The organism is Amycolatopsis sp. NPDC114504 (assembly GCF_055633595.1).
Window position 1 is genome coordinate 1560536 of the sequence record NZ_JBVKDU010000002.1, and the last position, 14145, is coordinate 1574680.

Annotated in this window: 18 protein-coding genes; 12 read left to right on the plus strand and 6 right to left on the minus strand. The window is 71.6% G+C overall.

The annotated features are described in order from the left end of the window. Positions 1–61: 61 nt before the first annotated feature. The 8 genes from ACZ7PG_RS19365 (at position 62) to ACZ7PG_RS19400 (ending at position 6459) form a co-directional block, all read left to right on the plus strand. Positions 62–442: a hypothetical protein gene (locus ACZ7PG_RS19365; RefSeq protein WP_470240391.1), complete on the plus strand. Its 381-nt coding sequence runs from the start codon at positions 62–64 to the stop codon at positions 440–442. Between the two features lie 25 nt (positions 443–467). Further along, complete coding sequence (locus tag ACZ7PG_RS19370; RefSeq protein ID WP_470240809.1) at positions 468–1034, plus strand: DUF3558 domain-containing protein; 567 nt, start codon at positions 468–470, stop codon at positions 1032–1034. A gap of 9 nt (positions 1035–1043) precedes the next feature. After that, positions 1044–2624, plus strand: a complete 1581-nt coding sequence (locus tag ACZ7PG_RS19375) for a hypothetical protein (protein WP_470240392.1) — start codon at positions 1044–1046, stop codon at positions 2622–2624. Positions 2625–2626: 2 nt separating this feature from the next. Beyond that, entirely contained in the window at positions 2627–3385 is a 759-nt protein-coding gene (locus tag ACZ7PG_RS19380; RefSeq protein ID WP_470240393.1) for an ESX secretion-associated protein EspG, read from the plus strand. 133 nt (positions 3386–3518) lie between these two features. Next, entirely contained in the window at positions 3519–3830 is a 312-nt protein-coding gene (locus ACZ7PG_RS19385) for a hypothetical protein (protein ID WP_470240394.1), read from the plus strand. A gap of 71 nt (positions 3831–3901) precedes the next feature. Continuing rightward, positions 3902–4981, plus strand: coding sequence for a transglycosylase SLT domain-containing protein (locus ACZ7PG_RS19390; RefSeq protein WP_470240395.1), 1080 nt, complete (start codon positions 3902–3904; stop codon positions 4979–4981). Positions 4982–4996: 15 nt separating this feature from the next. Next, positions 4997–6169 carry a pyridoxal phosphate-dependent aminotransferase gene (locus ACZ7PG_RS19395; protein ID WP_470240396.1) on the plus strand — a complete coding sequence of 391 codons (1173 nt, stop codon included), beginning with the start codon at positions 4997–4999 and terminating at the stop codon, positions 6167–6169. A gap of 101 nt (positions 6170–6270) precedes the next feature. Further along, positions 6271–6459, plus strand: coding sequence for a hypothetical protein (locus ACZ7PG_RS19400; protein ID WP_364610651.1), 189 nt, complete (start codon positions 6271–6273; stop codon positions 6457–6459). Between the two features lies 1 nt (position 6460). On the opposite strand, the gene ACZ7PG_RS19405 is transcribed toward ACZ7PG_RS19400, so the two are convergent. The 3 genes from ACZ7PG_RS19405 to ACZ7PG_RS19415 all read right to left on the minus strand — a co-directional run bounded on the left by ACZ7PG_RS19405 (position 6461) and on the right by ACZ7PG_RS19415 (position 8978). Next, positions 6461–7276 carry an SAM-dependent methyltransferase gene (locus tag ACZ7PG_RS19405; RefSeq protein ID WP_470240397.1) on the minus strand — a complete coding sequence of 272 codons (816 nt, stop codon included), beginning with the start codon at positions 7274–7276 and terminating at the stop codon, positions 6461–6463. 83 nt (positions 7277–7359) lie between these two features. Next, the gene (locus tag ACZ7PG_RS19410) at positions 7360–7938 is read right to left on the minus strand and encodes an HAD family hydrolase (RefSeq protein ID WP_470240398.1); all 579 of its coding nucleotides are present in this window, start codon (positions 7936–7938) and stop codon (positions 7360–7362) included. A 14-nt stretch (positions 7939–7952) separates the two neighbouring features. After that, positions 7953–8978, minus strand: a complete 1026-nt coding sequence (locus ACZ7PG_RS19415) for a threonine aldolase family protein (protein ID WP_470240399.1) — start codon at positions 8976–8978, stop codon at positions 7953–7955. Positions 8979–9113: 135 nt separating this feature from the next. Between ACZ7PG_RS19415 and ACZ7PG_RS19420 the strand changes: the two genes are divergently transcribed. The 4 genes from ACZ7PG_RS19420 to ACZ7PG_RS19435 are packed head-to-tail and all read left to right on the plus strand — an operon-like array spanning position 9114 to position 11883. Then, on the plus strand, positions 9114–9623 hold the full coding sequence (locus ACZ7PG_RS19420) for a SigE family RNA polymerase sigma factor (protein ID WP_470240400.1): 510 nt from the start codon (positions 9114–9116) through the stop codon (positions 9621–9623). Next, positions 9616–10332: a hypothetical protein gene (locus ACZ7PG_RS19425; RefSeq protein ID WP_470240401.1), complete on the plus strand. Its 717-nt coding sequence runs from the start codon at positions 9616–9618 to the stop codon at positions 10330–10332. Before ACZ7PG_RS19420 ends, ACZ7PG_RS19425 begins: the two co-directional genes overlap by 8 nt. A 34-nt stretch (positions 10333–10366) precedes the next feature. After that, the gene (locus tag ACZ7PG_RS19430; RefSeq protein WP_470240402.1) at positions 10367–10963 is read left to right on the plus strand and encodes a TetR/AcrR family transcriptional regulator; all 597 of its coding nucleotides are present in this window, start codon (positions 10367–10369) and stop codon (positions 10961–10963) included. A 17-nt stretch (positions 10964–10980) separates the two neighbouring features. After that, entirely contained in the window at positions 10981–11883 is a 903-nt protein-coding gene (locus ACZ7PG_RS19435; RefSeq protein ID WP_470240403.1) for a LysR family transcriptional regulator, read from the plus strand. Positions 11884–11919: 36 nt separating this feature from the next. Here ACZ7PG_RS19435 and ACZ7PG_RS19440 read toward each other — a convergent pair whose 3' ends face one another. From ACZ7PG_RS19440 to ACZ7PG_RS19450, 3 genes are all read right to left on the minus strand, one after another. After that, positions 11920–12531 carry an NAD(P)-dependent oxidoreductase gene (locus ACZ7PG_RS19440; RefSeq protein WP_470240404.1) on the minus strand — a complete coding sequence of 204 codons (612 nt, stop codon included), beginning with the start codon at positions 12529–12531 and terminating at the stop codon, positions 11920–11922. Then, positions 12528–13298, minus strand: a complete 771-nt coding sequence (locus tag ACZ7PG_RS19445; RefSeq protein WP_470240405.1) for an inositol monophosphatase family protein — start codon at positions 13296–13298, stop codon at positions 12528–12530. The genes ACZ7PG_RS19440 and ACZ7PG_RS19445 overlap by 4 nt, the downstream gene beginning before the upstream one ends. Before the next feature lie 77 nt (positions 13299–13375). After that, positions 13376–14074 carry a FadR/GntR family transcriptional regulator gene (locus tag ACZ7PG_RS19450; RefSeq protein WP_470240406.1) on the minus strand — a complete coding sequence of 233 codons (699 nt, stop codon included), beginning with the start codon at positions 14072–14074 and terminating at the stop codon, positions 13376–13378. Positions 14075–14145: the final 71 nt, after the last annotated feature.

The following is a 14145-nucleotide window of genomic DNA, read 5'->3' on the forward strand; positions in this document are numbered from 1 at the left end:
CCGGGTTGGTAGCCTCGACGGGAGTCGGCCGGTCACTGTCCGTATGACGTCAGGGGAGAGCATGTCAGGACCCTCGTACGACCTCAGCTCGGCCGTCCCCGTGGCGCCGGCGGCCGCGGACGTCCTGGTCCACCCGGACAAGCTCCTGGACGTCGCCCGGATCGTCGAAGAGCAGGCCAACTCCCTCGAAGACCAGCTGCTGACCAAGCTCGGGCAGCTCCGGATCGACGCGCCGTCGGCCGACGTGATCAGCACCCAGTCGATCGACGCCTGGAACACCCTCATCGCCGACGGCGACCGCTCCTACGCGGGGCAGGTCCGCGAGTACGTCGCCGGCCTGAAGCGCCTGGTCTCGCAGCTGCGCGACGCCGCCAAGGACTACAAGGTCAGCGAAGACGAGAAGGCGGCGGTGTTCGGTGACCGCAGCAGGCACGGTGCGTAGCCGGAAGCTGCGGATCACCGGAGGCGTGCTCGCGACGGCGGCGCTCGCCGGCTGCTCGGCGGGCACCGACGGCACCCCTTACCCCATCGAGACGGCCGCGACCGCGGCGTCGCAGAGCGCCAAGGCGGCCCAGCTGCCGCAACGGCCGGCTGAGCTGCCCCTGCAGGGCGTCAACCTGTGCGAGGTGTTCCCGCAGGTGCAGCTCGACGCCATGAAGATCACCAGCGCGCCCCGGGAAGCTCCCCCGGAGGACGGGCCGACGTGCGTGTTCGACGCGGACGGCGCGGAGCCGGTGCACGCCTACCACGTGCGAGCGGTGTCGGCGGACCTCGACGAGTGGATCACCGGGGCCCGCAAGAAGAACAGCATGACCACCGAGCCGAAGACCATCGGCGGTTACCCGGCGCTGACGAACTACCGCGCGGCCGGCGACCCCGCCGACTGCGAGGCGCTCGTCGGCGTCGCGAGGGGCCAGACGCTGGCCGTCCAGACCTTCGCCATCACCCGCGGCAAGTTCACGCAGCCGCAGCTGTGCGACCTGTCGGTGCAGGCCGCCGACATCGCGCTGCAGACCTTGAAAGCACGCAACTAGGGAGGGCGCGTGGAATTCTCCGAGCTCGCGGCCGGGATCCAGAACCACCGCTTCGACGGCTGGACGAACACCGCGATCGCCGACCAGATCACGCGGATGATCAACGGTGACGGCACCGGCAGTATCGGTACGGCCGTCGACGCGCTGAAGGCCGTCGCGACCGCGCTCGCCCACACCGACCAGACCCTGCGCGCGCAGCTGCTCAAGCTCGGCGTCGAGTGGCAGAGCCAGGCCGGCGGTGCGGCCAGCCAGGTCCTCACCGAGCAGGCCGGGTTCTCCCAGGACGCGACGACGAAGGTCGCGCACGCCGCGGAGATGGTGTTCGAGCAGGGCGAGTCGTTCAACCGGACCAAGTACAAGCTCCCGGACGCCGAAACCGTCCGGAAGGGCGCGGGCGGCTACACGCTCGGCGACGGCCTGCTGCTCAGCTTGATCGGCTTCGAAACCGACCACGCCCGGCAGGTCGAGGCCGCGAACGACGCCAAGGAACAGGCCAAGCAGGCGCTGAACGAGTACGCGCAGGAAAGCGGCACGAACCTGCTCTCGACGCAGTCGCTGTCCGACCCCGAGTCGCTGAAGCTGGCCGCCCCGGGCATCACGCCGGGCGTGCTGGACGTCGCGGGCGCCGCTGTCGCGGTGACGCCGGACGGCGGTGTGAAGCCGGCTTCGGACAAGGTCCGGTCGGTGCACGTCGACCCGCCGGTGGTGCAGCCGGTGTCGCACACGGTCCACGCCGACCCGCCGACCCCGGTCTACGGCGTCGCGGCGCAGCAGCAGCCGTCCCGGCCCGTCGCGCAGCCGCCGCGCCAGACCGGCGCGGGCACCTCGCCCGCGCAGCACACGACACCGTCGTCGTCGACGACTCCGGCGGGCGTGAAGCCGCCGACGTCGACGCCCGGCCCCGGCTGGGTCAACGCGCCGGGTCGCGGCACGGCGTCCGGTGACTCCTCCCACTTCTCACCCGGGCTGTCGGTCGGCGGCGGCGAGCAGTTCGTGCCGCCGGGCGCACCCGGCTCACTGCCGCCCGGCTCGGCGCCGGGGACGGCGCCGATCAAGTCCCTCGGCGGCGGTGGCGCGTCCGGCTCCGGCTCGACCAGCGTCGACAGCTCGTTCGGCGGGGCCAACCGCGGCGCCGACGGCCTGCTGGCCAAGGGCCGCACGGTCGGCGCGATGCCGCAGGCCCCGCTCCCGCCCGGTCAGTTCACGGCCGAACGCGGTTTCGTCGCGAAGCCCGGCGCGACCCCCGGCGAGATCGGTGCGGGCGCGGCGGCGGTCGGTGCGGGCGCGGCCGGTGGCGCGCTGAGCGGCGACAAGGAGCGCCTGCGGCGCGAAAAGGGCCAGGCGAAGGGCCCGGTGCGGCCGCTGCCGGTCGGTGAGCTGCCCGAGGAGGAAGCCGTCGCGCTGCGGAAGTCGGAGCAGATCAGCCCGAAGCAGCAGGCCGGCGAGTCGAAGTTCCTGTCCGAGGCGGCCCCGCAGGAGGACGACGCCGAGCACGTCCGCCGCTTCGGCGTCGACGACCAGGACCTGTTCGCCGACCAGCGGATGGTTTCCCCCGACGTGATCGGCGACCACAGCGGGGACGGGCGCTGACCGTGTCGCTGGTGCTGTCCGCGCGGGAGTTCGACGTGCTCTGGGAGTCGTTGGGCCTGCCCCGCCGGCACGTCGCGCTGGACGTGCCGAGCGAAGGAATGACCCGCGGCGAGCGGCTGGAAGTGGTCGACGCGGCCTGGGCGTCACTGAGCGAGCGGCGCCTGGCCCGCAACCGCCGGGTGTCCGGCGAGGTGGCGGACCTGCTCAACCTGCTGGCTCGCCCCCAGTTCGGCGTGGACGTGTGGGTGTGGGCCGAACGCGAGATCCGCGGCCGCGCGGTGAGCGTCCGCAGCCAGGCGGTGCTGGCGGTGGTCGACAGCGGCGAGGTCTGGCTGATCCCGGCCACGGAGGACGGCCTCCCGGAGGCGGCGGCCTCGGTGGCGGGCGACCTCGGCCCGGGCATCGGCCAGACGGTGAGCATCCCGTACGACGTCCTCAGATCCGCCGACGCGGCCGCGAAGGGCGACGCGAAAGGCCTGGTCACGGCGTTGGAGGACCGGGGCGTGGAGCTGTTCCAGGCCCAGGAGCTGTCGGGGATGCTGCTGGGCCAGGAGGCCAGGGGCCAGTTCGGCGCGGAACGCGTGGGCCGCGACGGCGTGGTCCACCGAGCGGGCCGGGTCGTGGCGTTCTTCGACACGGACGCGGGGCGGTACCTGTTCCAGGTGGCGTCGGACCGCGAGGGCCGCGAGTGGGCGACCGTGACCCCGGCGGACAACGCCCTGCTGGCGACGCGAATCCGTGAACTGATGGCGGAGGCCTGATCCCCGCCGGGTGGAAGTTCGCCGGGAACGGTACGCGCGGCGCACGGGAAGTCATAAAGTAAGCGCGGGAACCGTCCCGGTCATGACGACGTCTGATCGGGCGGATGCAAGTGTGCGAAGGGGATGACGAACCGTGCCTGTCTACGACGCCGACTCGATGGCCATCGCGGCCGGCCAGGTGGAGAAGCTGAAGGACGAGTTCGAAAAGTCCAAGCAGAAGGTCACCGGCATGGACCACGAGCACGAGAGCCCCTTCGGCGGGATGGACGACAAGGGCGACGCGCACGGCGCGGTCGGCAAGTTCAAGGACGGCGTGCACAGCCAGTTCGACGCCGCGGGCAAGCACATGGAGGCGCTGGGGTTCGCCATGCGCAAGGCCGCCGGCCTGATCGCCGAAACCGACCAGGTCGGGGCGAGCGACCTCACGCTGCACGTCGACAAGTGAACTGAGCAGGGGGCACCAGAGTGGCTTTGAACGGGGTCGGCGCCGGAACGCCGGACAATTGGGACGCCTTCATGAAGAAGGTCGATCAGGTCGAAAAGGTCAATCTGCAGAAAATCACCGACGCGGCGACGCAGTTTCGTGACGCGGGCAAGAACGCCGGTGACCACAATGCGTCCCTGAAGTCGTCGACGGACGCGCTGGGCGGCGATGTGTGGGCCGGCCCGGCGGCGGACCAGTTCTTCACCTACGTCCGCCAGGTGCGCGACGCCGGCACCAAGGTGCAGACCCACCTCGAAGACGTCGCCAAGGACCTCGACACCCTGCAGACCAACCTCGCCGAGATCAAGCGCAAGGTCGCGGACAAGCAGAACTCCGCCGAGACCGCGGTCAACGAGCGCAACACCAAGGCGGCGACCGACATCAAGGTCGCGCTGGACAGCGCGAAGAAGGCGATGGACGAGGGCAAGCCCGGCCCGAGCCCGACCGCCGCCGAGATCCTCGAGCAGGCCAAGACGGACATCCACACCATCACCGCCGGCTTCGACGGCGACGTGGCCGCGTTGCAGACCCAGGCCGACACGCAGATCAAGGCCTCGCAGACGCTGATGTCCCAGCAGATCGACGGCGGCTACGACCAGGTTCCCCTGCCGAGCAGCACCCCCGCGGCGCCCAAGAGCACCGGCGGCATCCACAGCAACGGCGCCTCCCACGGCGGTGGCGGAGGCGGCGGCGGCGGTGGTGGCGGAGGCGGTGGCCTCGGCCCCAGCGGCGGCCCGCCGTCGTCCCCGCCGCCCGGCAACGTCCAGCAGTGGATCCAGGAGGCGATCAAGGCCCTTCAGGCGGCCGGCGTCCCCGTCACCGACGCGGACATCCCCAACATCTGGGCGATCATCCAGCACGAGTCGGGCGGGAATCCCAACGCCATCAACAACTGGGACTCCAACGCCGCTGCCGGGCACCCGTCCAAGGGGCTCATGCAGTGCATCGACGGGACGTTCAACGCCCACAAGCTGCCCGGCCACGACAACATCTACAACCCGGTCGACAACATCATCGCGGGCGTGCGGTACTCCTTCGACCGCTACGGCGGCCTCGGCAACGTGCCGGGCATCAAGGCCATGGCCCACGGCGGTGCCTACCAGGGGTACTAGAACTAGCCTGGCCCCATGGCCGACCTCGAGGCGGGTCCCGCGCTGCGGGCCGGTGTGCCGCCCTTCCACGTCATGGACGTCCTTTCCGCCGCGGGCGCGCGGCAGCGCAGTCACGGTGATCTCGTGTCGCTCGCCGCCGGGCAGCCTTCCGTGCCCGCGCCGAAGCCCGTTCTCGACGCTGCCCGCGAAGCGCTCGGCAAGAGCACCCTCGGCTACACCGAACAGCTCGGCATCCCCGAGCTGCGCGAGGCCGTCGCCGGGCACTACCAGCGGAAATACCAGCTCGACGTCAGCGCTCAGGACGTCGTCATGACCACGGGGTCGTCCGGAGGCTTCCTGCTCGCCTTCCTCAGCGCCTTCGACCCCGGGGCCAAGGTCGCGATGGCCCGGCCCGGCTACCCCGCCTACCGCAACCTGCTGACCGTCCTCGGCTGCGAGGTCGTCGAGTTCGCGACCACCGCCGAGACGAACTTCCAGCCCACCGTCGCCCTGCTCGACGAGCTCGGGCCGATCGACGGCCTGATCGTCGCCAGCCCCAGCAACCCGACCGGCACCGTCCTGCCGCCCGGGGAGCTGGCCGCCATCGCCGGCTGGTGCTCGTCGCACGGGGTGCAGCTGATCAGCGACGAGATCTACCACGGCATCTCCTACGGCGCCGAGCTCGACTGCGCGTGGCAGTTCGGCCGGGAGCCGCTCGTGCTCGGCAGCTTCTCGAAGTACTTCGCGATGACCGGCTGGCGGCTCGGCTGGATGCTCGTGCCGCAGCGTCTTCATCGCGCGGTCGACGTCCTGACCGGCAACTTCACCATCTGCCCGCCCGCGGTTTCGCAGTACGCGGCGCTCGCCGCCTTCACGCCGGAGGCGTACGCGGAGGCCGACGCGCACGTCGAGCGCTACCGCGCCAACCGCGACCGGCTCTTCGCCGGGCTCAAGGGCATCGGTCTCGGCGAGCTCGCCCCCGCCGACGGTGCCTTCTACGCGTACGCCGACGTCAGCGCGTACACCCACGACAGCCTGAGCTGGTGCCAGCGGCTGCTCGCCGACACGGGCCTCGCCATCACCCCCGGCGTCGACTTCGACCCGGTCGACGGCGGCAAGTACGTCCGGTTCTCCTTCGCGGGCAGCGCGGACGACCTCGACGAAGGCGTTCGCCGGCTGGGGGCCTGGCTCGGCCAGGGGGAACCCTGATTCATCCCTGAACGTTGGCTCGCTGAGGGGAGTTTCGCCGGCCGAGGTGTCAGAGTGGAGTCATCGGGCCGGAGGGGCCACGGGAGCAATCGGAGGAAGCCATGTTCTGGAAGATCGTCGGCGGCCTGATCGTCGCCTGGGTGGCGTTCATGGTGCTGGGCGCCGTGATCGGCTTCGTGTTCAAGGCCGTCCTGTGGATCGCCATCATCGGTGGCATCGCCTTCCTGGGCGCCGCCGGCTACCGCGCGATCAGCGGCAAGAAGGACCCCAGGCGGATCAACCGCTACTGAGCTATCCCGGGATCCGCGCCACGCCGCACAGCGATGTCCAGTTGACGGGCGTCAGCGGCGCCAGGCGCGGCCCGTCCGGCCACCACCGGTGCGGCGCCGTCAACCCGGGCTCGAGCAGGTCGAGGCCGTCGAAGAACGACGCGATCTCGGCCCGCGTGCGGTAGCTCGTGTCGAGCCCGGTGCCGCTGAACCGCTTCTGCAGTGATGTCGCGACGCCGGCCGCTTCGGAGCCGTCGTCCGGGTTGTGCTGGTGGAGCAGGACCAGGTACGACCCCGGCGCCATCGCGCCGACGTAGGACTTGACCACCTGCCGGGCCTGCTCGAGGTCCGTGATGTGGTGGACGATCGCGCACAGCACGAGCCCGACCGGCCGGTCGAAGTCGATGAACCGGCCCACGTCGGACAGGGTTTCGCCGGGCCGCAGCAGGTCGTTGCCCGAGATGTGCGTGAAGTCGTTGTCGACCAGCAACGCCCGGCCGTGCGCCTGCACGACCGGGTCGTTGTCGACGTAGACGACGTGCGCCTCGGGGTTGTACTTCTGCGCCACCTGGTGGGTGTTCTCCACCGTCGGGAAGCCCGAGCCGAGGTCGAGGAACTGGTCGACGCCGAGCCGTTCGGTCAGGTACCGCACGGCGCGGACGAGCCACTGCCGCACTTCCTGCGCCATCGCCGGGGACTCCGGCGCGATCTCCAGGATCTGCCGCACCACCGCGCGGTCGGCCTCGTAGTTGTCCTGCCCGCCCATCAACGCGTCGAAGACGCGGGCGATGCTCGGCCGGTCGAAGTCGACGCGGGCCGACGGTCGTTCGCTCGTCATGGCGGCCTACCGGGGGTCGGGGTCCGTGCAGCCTAGGCCACGAACGATCACCGCTGGTAGGCGGACGTGCGGTGCGGGTGAGGTCAGTCGAGCCACGCGCGGGCCGCGTCGGCGCCGTTCCACACCTCCGCCTTGAGCCCGACCGCCCGCGCACCGTCCACATTGGACTGACGGTCGTCGAAGAACAGGCAGTCGGCCGGCTCCGCGCCGAGCTCGTCGAGCAGCAGGCGGAAGATCTTCGCGTCCGGCTTGACGCACCGGACGTCGCCCGAGAAGAGCGTCACGCGGAAGTGGCGGGCCCACTCCTGCGCGCGGACCCACTCGCCGAACACCACCGGGGCGTTCGACAGCAGCGCCAGCGACGCGCCGGCCTCGGAAAGGGCCTCGAACAACGCCTGCGAAGACGGTTCCAGGTGCGCCCAGCCCTCGACGTCGACGCGGGTCAGCTCGGCCGACAGCGTTTCGTCGACGGACACGTCCAAGGCCTTGCCGACCGTCTGCCAGTACTCGAGCGGGGTGCTTCCGGCGTCATAAGGAATCCGGTAGTCCCAGTACGCCCTCTCGAACTCCGGCAGCGGCGCGCCGATCAGCGCGGCCAGCTCCGGGCGGGCCTCGCTCGGCTTGCTCAGCACGTCGCCGTAGTCGAACACGATCCAGTTCACGGTGCCCCCGGTACTCATCGGGCGCCGGACTTGATCCGGCGCAACGCTTCTTCGATGTCGGTCGCGCTCAGGTCCCGGTGCGTCACGAACCGGACCCGGCCCGCCATCGGCACCGCGCGGATCCCGAGCGAGTCCAGCCAGGCCAGCGCGGTCGGGATGTCGGGTACCTCGGCGAGCACGATGTTGGTGTCCGGCTCGTTCGTCGCCCAGCCGTGGTCGGCCAGGCCCTCGGCCAGGCGCCGCGCGTTCTCGTGCGACTCGGCCAGCTCGGGGACGCGGTCCAGCGCGACCAGGCAGGCCGCGGCCAGGACGCCGCCCTGCCGGACACCGCCGCCGAGCATCTGCCTCATCCGGCGCGCCCGCTCGACGAACGCGACGCTCCCCGCGACGACCGAGCCGACCGGCGCGCCGAGACCCTTGCTGAAGCAGGCCGAAACGCTGTCGACGCCGACGGTCAGCGCGGCCGGCGGCACCTCCAGCGCGACCGCGGCCTGCCAGAGCCGGGCGCCGTCGAGGTGCACGGTCAGGCCGGCTTCCTTCGCGACGGACAGCAGCTGGGCGTGCTCGTCGGGCGGGGTGACCGCGCCGCCGGCCGCGTTGTGCGTGTTCTCGAGGCAGAGCAGCGACGTCCGTAATGTGAAGTACGGTCCGGGTTGTCCGATCGCGGCCGCGAGGGCGTCGGGCGAGGGGCGGCCCGGGCCGCCGTCGTGCTCCAGGATGTCCGGCATCCCGCCGGCCAGCCACGCCGCCGAACCGAGCTCGTTGGTCAGCACGTGCGCACCCCGCGTGGCGAGGAACCGGTCGCCACGCTGCAGGTGGATGCTCAGCGCGACGAGGTTCGCCATGGTCCCGCTCGGCACCCACAGCGCGGCCGGCATGCCCAGGACGTGGGCGGCGCGTTCCTCCAGCGCCTGGATCGTCGGGTCGCGTTCGAGGACGTTGTCGCCGACCTCCGCGGACGCCATCGCCGCGCGCATCGTGTCATCCGGACGGGTGACGGTGTCGGAGCGGAAGTCCAGCGGCGGCAGCGTGAAGGTCACGGAGCGATCACATCACACCCACCTCCCGGGGATCAATGAGCCCCGGAGTGGTGGGACCCGCTCGGTCCGTGCAACCGTGGACGCCCCTGATTCCGTCCTACCCACCGACGACAACAGAGCGGAGCACGACTGCGCGTGGACCAGCGCGACGAGGAGGAGTTCGCGGAGTACTTCGCCGCCAGGCGGGACGCCGTGCGCCGGACCGCGTACATGCTCTGCGGCGACTGGCACCGGGCGGACGACCTCGCGCAGACGGCGTTCGTCGCGCTGCACCGGAGGTGGAAGAAGATCAGGGATCGCGCGGCGACCGACGCGTACGTCCGCACGACGCTCGTGCGTGCGTCGATCGACGAATCGCGGCGTCCGTGGCGGCGTGAGTGGCAGACCGAGGTCCTGCCGGAACCCGCCGACGACTCGCCCGGCCTCGACGACCTCGTCGCGACCAGGGAAGACCTGCTCGCGGCGTTGAAGGAAGTGCCGCCCAAGCAGCGGGCGGTGCTGGTCATGCGGTTCTTCGAAGGACTCGACGTGACCGGCGCGGCGAAGGCGCTGGGATGCAGCGAAGGCAACGTGAAGAGCCAGACCGCGCGCGGGCTGGCGAACCTCAAGCAGGTTCTGGAACGGGAGGTGGAGACCAATGGATGAGCAGGAGCTGCGCTCGTTGTTCTCCGCCGCGCCGCCGGACGCACCCGAGCCGACGTTCTCCCAGGACGACGTCGTTCGCGAATCGCGCCGCCAGACCGTGCGGCGCCGGAACCGGATCACCGCCGGGGTGAGCGCCGCGGCGCTGGTGGTCGTCGGGTTCGGCGCGTACGGCCTGCTGTCCGGGGGTACCCCCGAGGCACTGACAGCCGCGGACAACGGCGCCATGGCGTCACAATCCGGGCCGGGGTCGGGGCAACCCGGCTTGAGCCCGGCACGTCCTGAAGTCGGTGGGGGGTCACCGAACTTCTCGTCCGAACCACCTCGGCAGGGAGGTGACCAGGGCGGGAAGACCGGCCAGCTGGCCGAAGGCGCCTCCGGGTGCGAACAGGTGGACGGGGAGCTCGCCATCGCCCTCGCTGGCGAGCTCCCCGGCCACGTCGCCGGAACCCCGGCAGTGCCGGGCGGCGCCTGTTCGACGGCGTCGCGCTCGGCCGGGTTCCCGGTCCCGGGCGGCGAGGTGTCCGCGGCGGTGTACCCGAAGGGCATTCCCGTGGTCTTCAAGTCCCAGCCGGCCGGCACGGTCACGGCCCAGGTGGCCACCGCGTCCGGCGGGTCGTTGTTACTGGTCAGCGTGCCTTCGGCCGGGGCGACAGCGCCGTACGCGGGTCAGGTTCAGACGTTCGCGCACGCTCTCGCGCCCCGCTTCTGAGCCCGGGTCCGCCCGGTTGGCAGAATGACCGGTCATGACCGCTGCGACCACCCCGAAAGGGGAACGACGGCGCGCCGCGCTCGTCGAGGCCGCCGCGAAGCTGCTCGTCGAGGGCGGGTTCGACGCCGTCCGGCACCGGGCGGTGGCCGAGCGCGCGGGGCTGCCGCTCGCCTCGACGACGTACTACTTCGACTCGCTGGAAGAGCTGGTCACGGCGGCCGTCGAGCACCATTCGAACGCCGAGCTGGCGGCGGGCCGCCGTCGGCTGGAGGAGCTGGCGACCCGCAACCGCGGTGTGCAGGCGACCGTCGACCTGGTGCTGGACATGCTGCTCGGGCCGGAGACCGACGACCCGGAGGCCGACGCGGAAGCGGTGCTCCTGCGGTACGAACGCCTGGTCGCGACCGGTCGCCGTCCGTACCTGCGGCCGTTGATGCGGATGCTGTCGGCCCAGCTCGACGAGCTGCTGACGGAGATCTTCGCGCGCTCGGGCACCCCGGTTTCGACCGATGAACTCGAACGGCTGATCGCGCTGGTCGACGGAGCTGTCGTCAACGCCCTGATCGCGATCGACCCGGCCCCCCGCGCGGCGGCGTCGCGGATGCTGCAGAACGCACTCGACGGCTCCTGACCATTACTGTCGTGCAGGTGGACTTGAACCTGCTGACCGCTTTGGACGCGTTGCTGGAGGAGAACTCCGTGCAGGCGGCCGCCGACCGGCTGCACCTCACGCCGCCCGCGATGAGCCGCACGCTCGCGCGGATCCGGGCGACGACCGGCGACGACATCCTGGTGCGCACCGGCCGCACGATGACCCCGACGCCCCGCGCGCTCGCGATGCGCGACGAGGTCCGGACGCTGGTGGCCCGCGCGAACCGGGTGCTGGCCCCGGCCCGCACGGTGGACCCGGCGACGCTGCGGCGCACGTTCACCATCCAGGGCCACGACGCGCTGCTCGCGGCGCTGTTCCCGGCGTTGCTGCGGACGGCGTCGGCGGAGGCGCCCGGGCTGGGGCTGCGGCTGCTGGCGGAGGCGCCGGTGGACACGCCCGACCTGGCGCGCGGGCACGTCGACCTGGAGCTCGGGGCGACGGTGCCGGCGTCGCCGGAGATCAGCCACGAGATCGTCGGCGAGGATCGCCTGGTGCTGGTGACGCGCGCCGGGCGCGAGCTGGACATCGAGGAGTTCGCGGCGGCCGAGCACGTGATCGTGTCCCGGCGCGGCCGGCTGCGCGACGGCGTCGACAAGGTGCTGGCCGAGCTGGGGCTGCGCCGCCGAGTGGTCGCGGCGCTCCCGACGGCGGCACTGGCGCTGCAGGCGATCGCGCACAGCGACGTCGTGGGGGTGATGGCCGAGCGGTCCACGGCCCAGGCCCGCGCCGACGTCGGCTTGAGCGCGGTGGAACTGCCGTTCGACCCGCCCAGCGCACCGGTGGTCCTGAGCTGGCACAGCCGCTACGACACGGATCCGGCGCACGAATGGCTGCGCGCCCACTGCCGCACCGCGGTGACCGACGTGCTGGCCGGGTCCGCCGCGGCCGGTCGTGAGTGAGAAACAGCGTTAGAACACTGTTTCTCACTCACGACCTCACTTGGCCAGCGCTACCAGGACTTCGCCGCGGGGGCCGTCTTCGGCCGCGTCGAGCATGGCCGCGGCCACCGTCGCGTGACTGATCATCGGCGGGAACAGCTTGCGGGGCACGGAGTCGAGCCGCACGCTTTGCCGCGTCGGGCTGATCGGGCCGCTCTTCATCGGGCCCACGTGGACCACCGTCCCGCCCATGCCGAGGATCGCCGCGTCCGCGCCGACCTTGTCCGGCACCTCGGCTTTCAGGAGCCGCGCCACCAACGTCCGCGACAGCCAGCCCGCCGCCTCCGCCGAGGGCCCGGTCCCGAGCGCGCCGACGGACACCGCCCGCGACGGTCCCGCGGCCACCACCGCACGGGCCCCGGCGGTCAGCACGCCGGGTGGGTCGCCCTTCCGCAAGCCCAGCGCGTCGAGCACGATTTCGCTGCCGCGTAAGGCATCCGCGATCCCCGCGGCGTCGTGGACGTCGGCGGCGACCGTGGTCAGCCGCTCGGTGGACGACGGCGCCGGGTTCCGGCTGACGGCCACCACCTCGTGTCCGCGCTCGAGCGCCTGCCGCACCAGCTCACTGCCCACCGCGCCCGACGCGCCGAGCACCGCCACCCGGCTCACTTCAGCACCTCCAGCGCCGCGGCGTGCAGACCCGGTGCGGCGACGAGGATGTCGGCCGAGTTGACGTCCCACGGCGAGCCCGTGAGATCGGTGACGACCGCGCCCGCCTCCCCGGCCAGCAAGGCGCCGGCCGCGCTGCCGGGCAGGTCGGGCTCGTACTGCCAGAAGACGTCGTACTGCCCGGCGGCGAGGCCGAGCAACGGGAACGTCGTCGGAATCGTGTTGCGCACCAGCAATGCCTTCGATGCCATCGCCACGAACGCGCTCGCGAACCGCGTGTAGACCTCGGGAGAGCTACCCGCCTGGCTCGCCGTCACCGCCGCGCTCGAGAGGTCGGTCTTGGCCGAGACGTGCAGCCGCCGCCCGTTGAGGAAGGCGCCTTCGCCGCGCACCGCCGTGTACGTCAGGTCGCCGATCGGCTGGCGGACGACGGTCAGCTCCGGCTGCCCGTCCGTGACCAGCGTGATCGTCACGCCCCACTCCGGCAGGCCGTGGACGTGGTTGACCGCGCCCTCGGTGCCGTCGACCACCCACCACCGCCCGGCCGGCACGACGCGGCCGGTCTCGTCTTCGTCCCACCAGCCGACGCCGGGCGCGACGCCGTCGAGCGCCTCGCGCACGATCGCCGTCGAGGTCGCTTCGAGGCGGGTGCCGAGCTCGTACATCGCCGCCCGGTCCGCCGGACGGCTCGCCGGGTCGTACGCGTCGAGCAAAGCCTGTCCGGCCTTCTCGGCCGCTTGGGTGACCGCTGTCAGAACGTTTGTCATGTACCTATTACGGCACGGACTGACGCCTGACTCCAGTGCAATCTCCTTAACTGACGAGTTACCGCCGTGCACTTGAGCTAGGACTTGCGCTGAGCCTTCGCCAGGTCATCGCGAGACTTCGTGACGAGTGCCAGCATCGCCTGCTCGGCCGCCACCGGATCACCGGCGACGATCGCGTCGAACACCTTCCGGTGGCTCGGCACCGGGTCCTCCGCCGCCGACGCCCCGTGCACCAGCTTGTCGCGCTCGGCCAGCCCGATCGCGATGACCCGCTCCATCCGCATCAGGAAGTTGTTGTGGGTGGCCGTCATCAGCCGCCGGTGGAACGCGAGGTCGGCCTGGACGCTCGCCTCCGCGTCGTCGGCGGCGGCCATGTCGGCCAGTGCCTCCCGCAGCGAATCGAGGTCTTCCTCCGATGCGCGTTCGGCCGCGATCCGCGCCGCCGCCGGCTCAACGACCGTGCGGACCTCGGTCAGCTCGTCGAGCAGGCCCGGGTCGTCGGCGGCCGCGGTCTGCCAGCGCATGACGTCGGTGTCGAGCATGTTCCAGCGCTCGCGCGGCTGGACGAACGTGCCGCGCTTCTGCCGCGCGTCGATCATCCCCTTCGCGGCCAGCACCTTCAGCGCCTCGCGCAGCGCGGTCAGGCTGATGTCGAGCTCTTCGCGCAGCGCCGGCAGGTCCAGGACGGTGCCCTCGCCCCACTCGTCGGAGAGGATGCGGCTGGCCAGTGCCTCCACGGTCTGGCCGTGCAACCCGCGTGGCCGGTGTTCGGTCAATGGAGGGGCCCTCTCAGCTGGCAGGTCGTGATCGGAGTCATCCTACGCCGCCCACTAAGTCGTCATAAATT

Excerpts from the sequence above, each read along its gene's own strand:
- ACZ7PG_RS19365 (WP_470240391.1), top strand. The coding sequence starts at position 62 with ATGTCAGGACCCTCGTACGACCTCAGCTCGGCCGTCCCCGTGGCGCCG.
- ACZ7PG_RS19390 (WP_470240395.1), top strand. The coding sequence starts at position 3,902 with ATGAAGAAGGTCGATCAGGTCGAAAAGGTCAATCTGCAGAAAATCACC.
- ACZ7PG_RS19395 (WP_470240396.1), top strand. The coding sequence starts at position 4,997 with ATGGCCGACCTCGAGGCGGGTCCCGCGCTGCGGGCCGGTGTGCCGCCC.
- ACZ7PG_RS19400 (WP_364610651.1), top strand. The coding sequence starts at position 6,271 with ATGTTCTGGAAGATCGTCGGCGGCCTGATCGTCGCCTGGGTGGCGTTC.
- ACZ7PG_RS19405 (WP_470240397.1), bottom strand. The coding sequence starts at position 7,276 with ATGACGAGCGAACGACCGTCGGCCCGCGTCGACTTCGACCGGCCGAGC.
- ACZ7PG_RS19425 (WP_470240401.1), top strand. The coding sequence starts at position 9,616 with ATGGATGAGCAGGAGCTGCGCTCGTTGTTCTCCGCCGCGCCGCCGGAC.
- ACZ7PG_RS19430 (WP_470240402.1), top strand. The coding sequence starts at position 10,367 with ATGACCGCTGCGACCACCCCGAAAGGGGAACGACGGCGCGCCGCGCTC.
- ACZ7PG_RS19445 (WP_470240405.1), bottom strand. The coding sequence starts at position 13,298 with ATGACAAACGTTCTGACAGCGGTCACCCAAGCGGCCGAGAAGGCCGGA.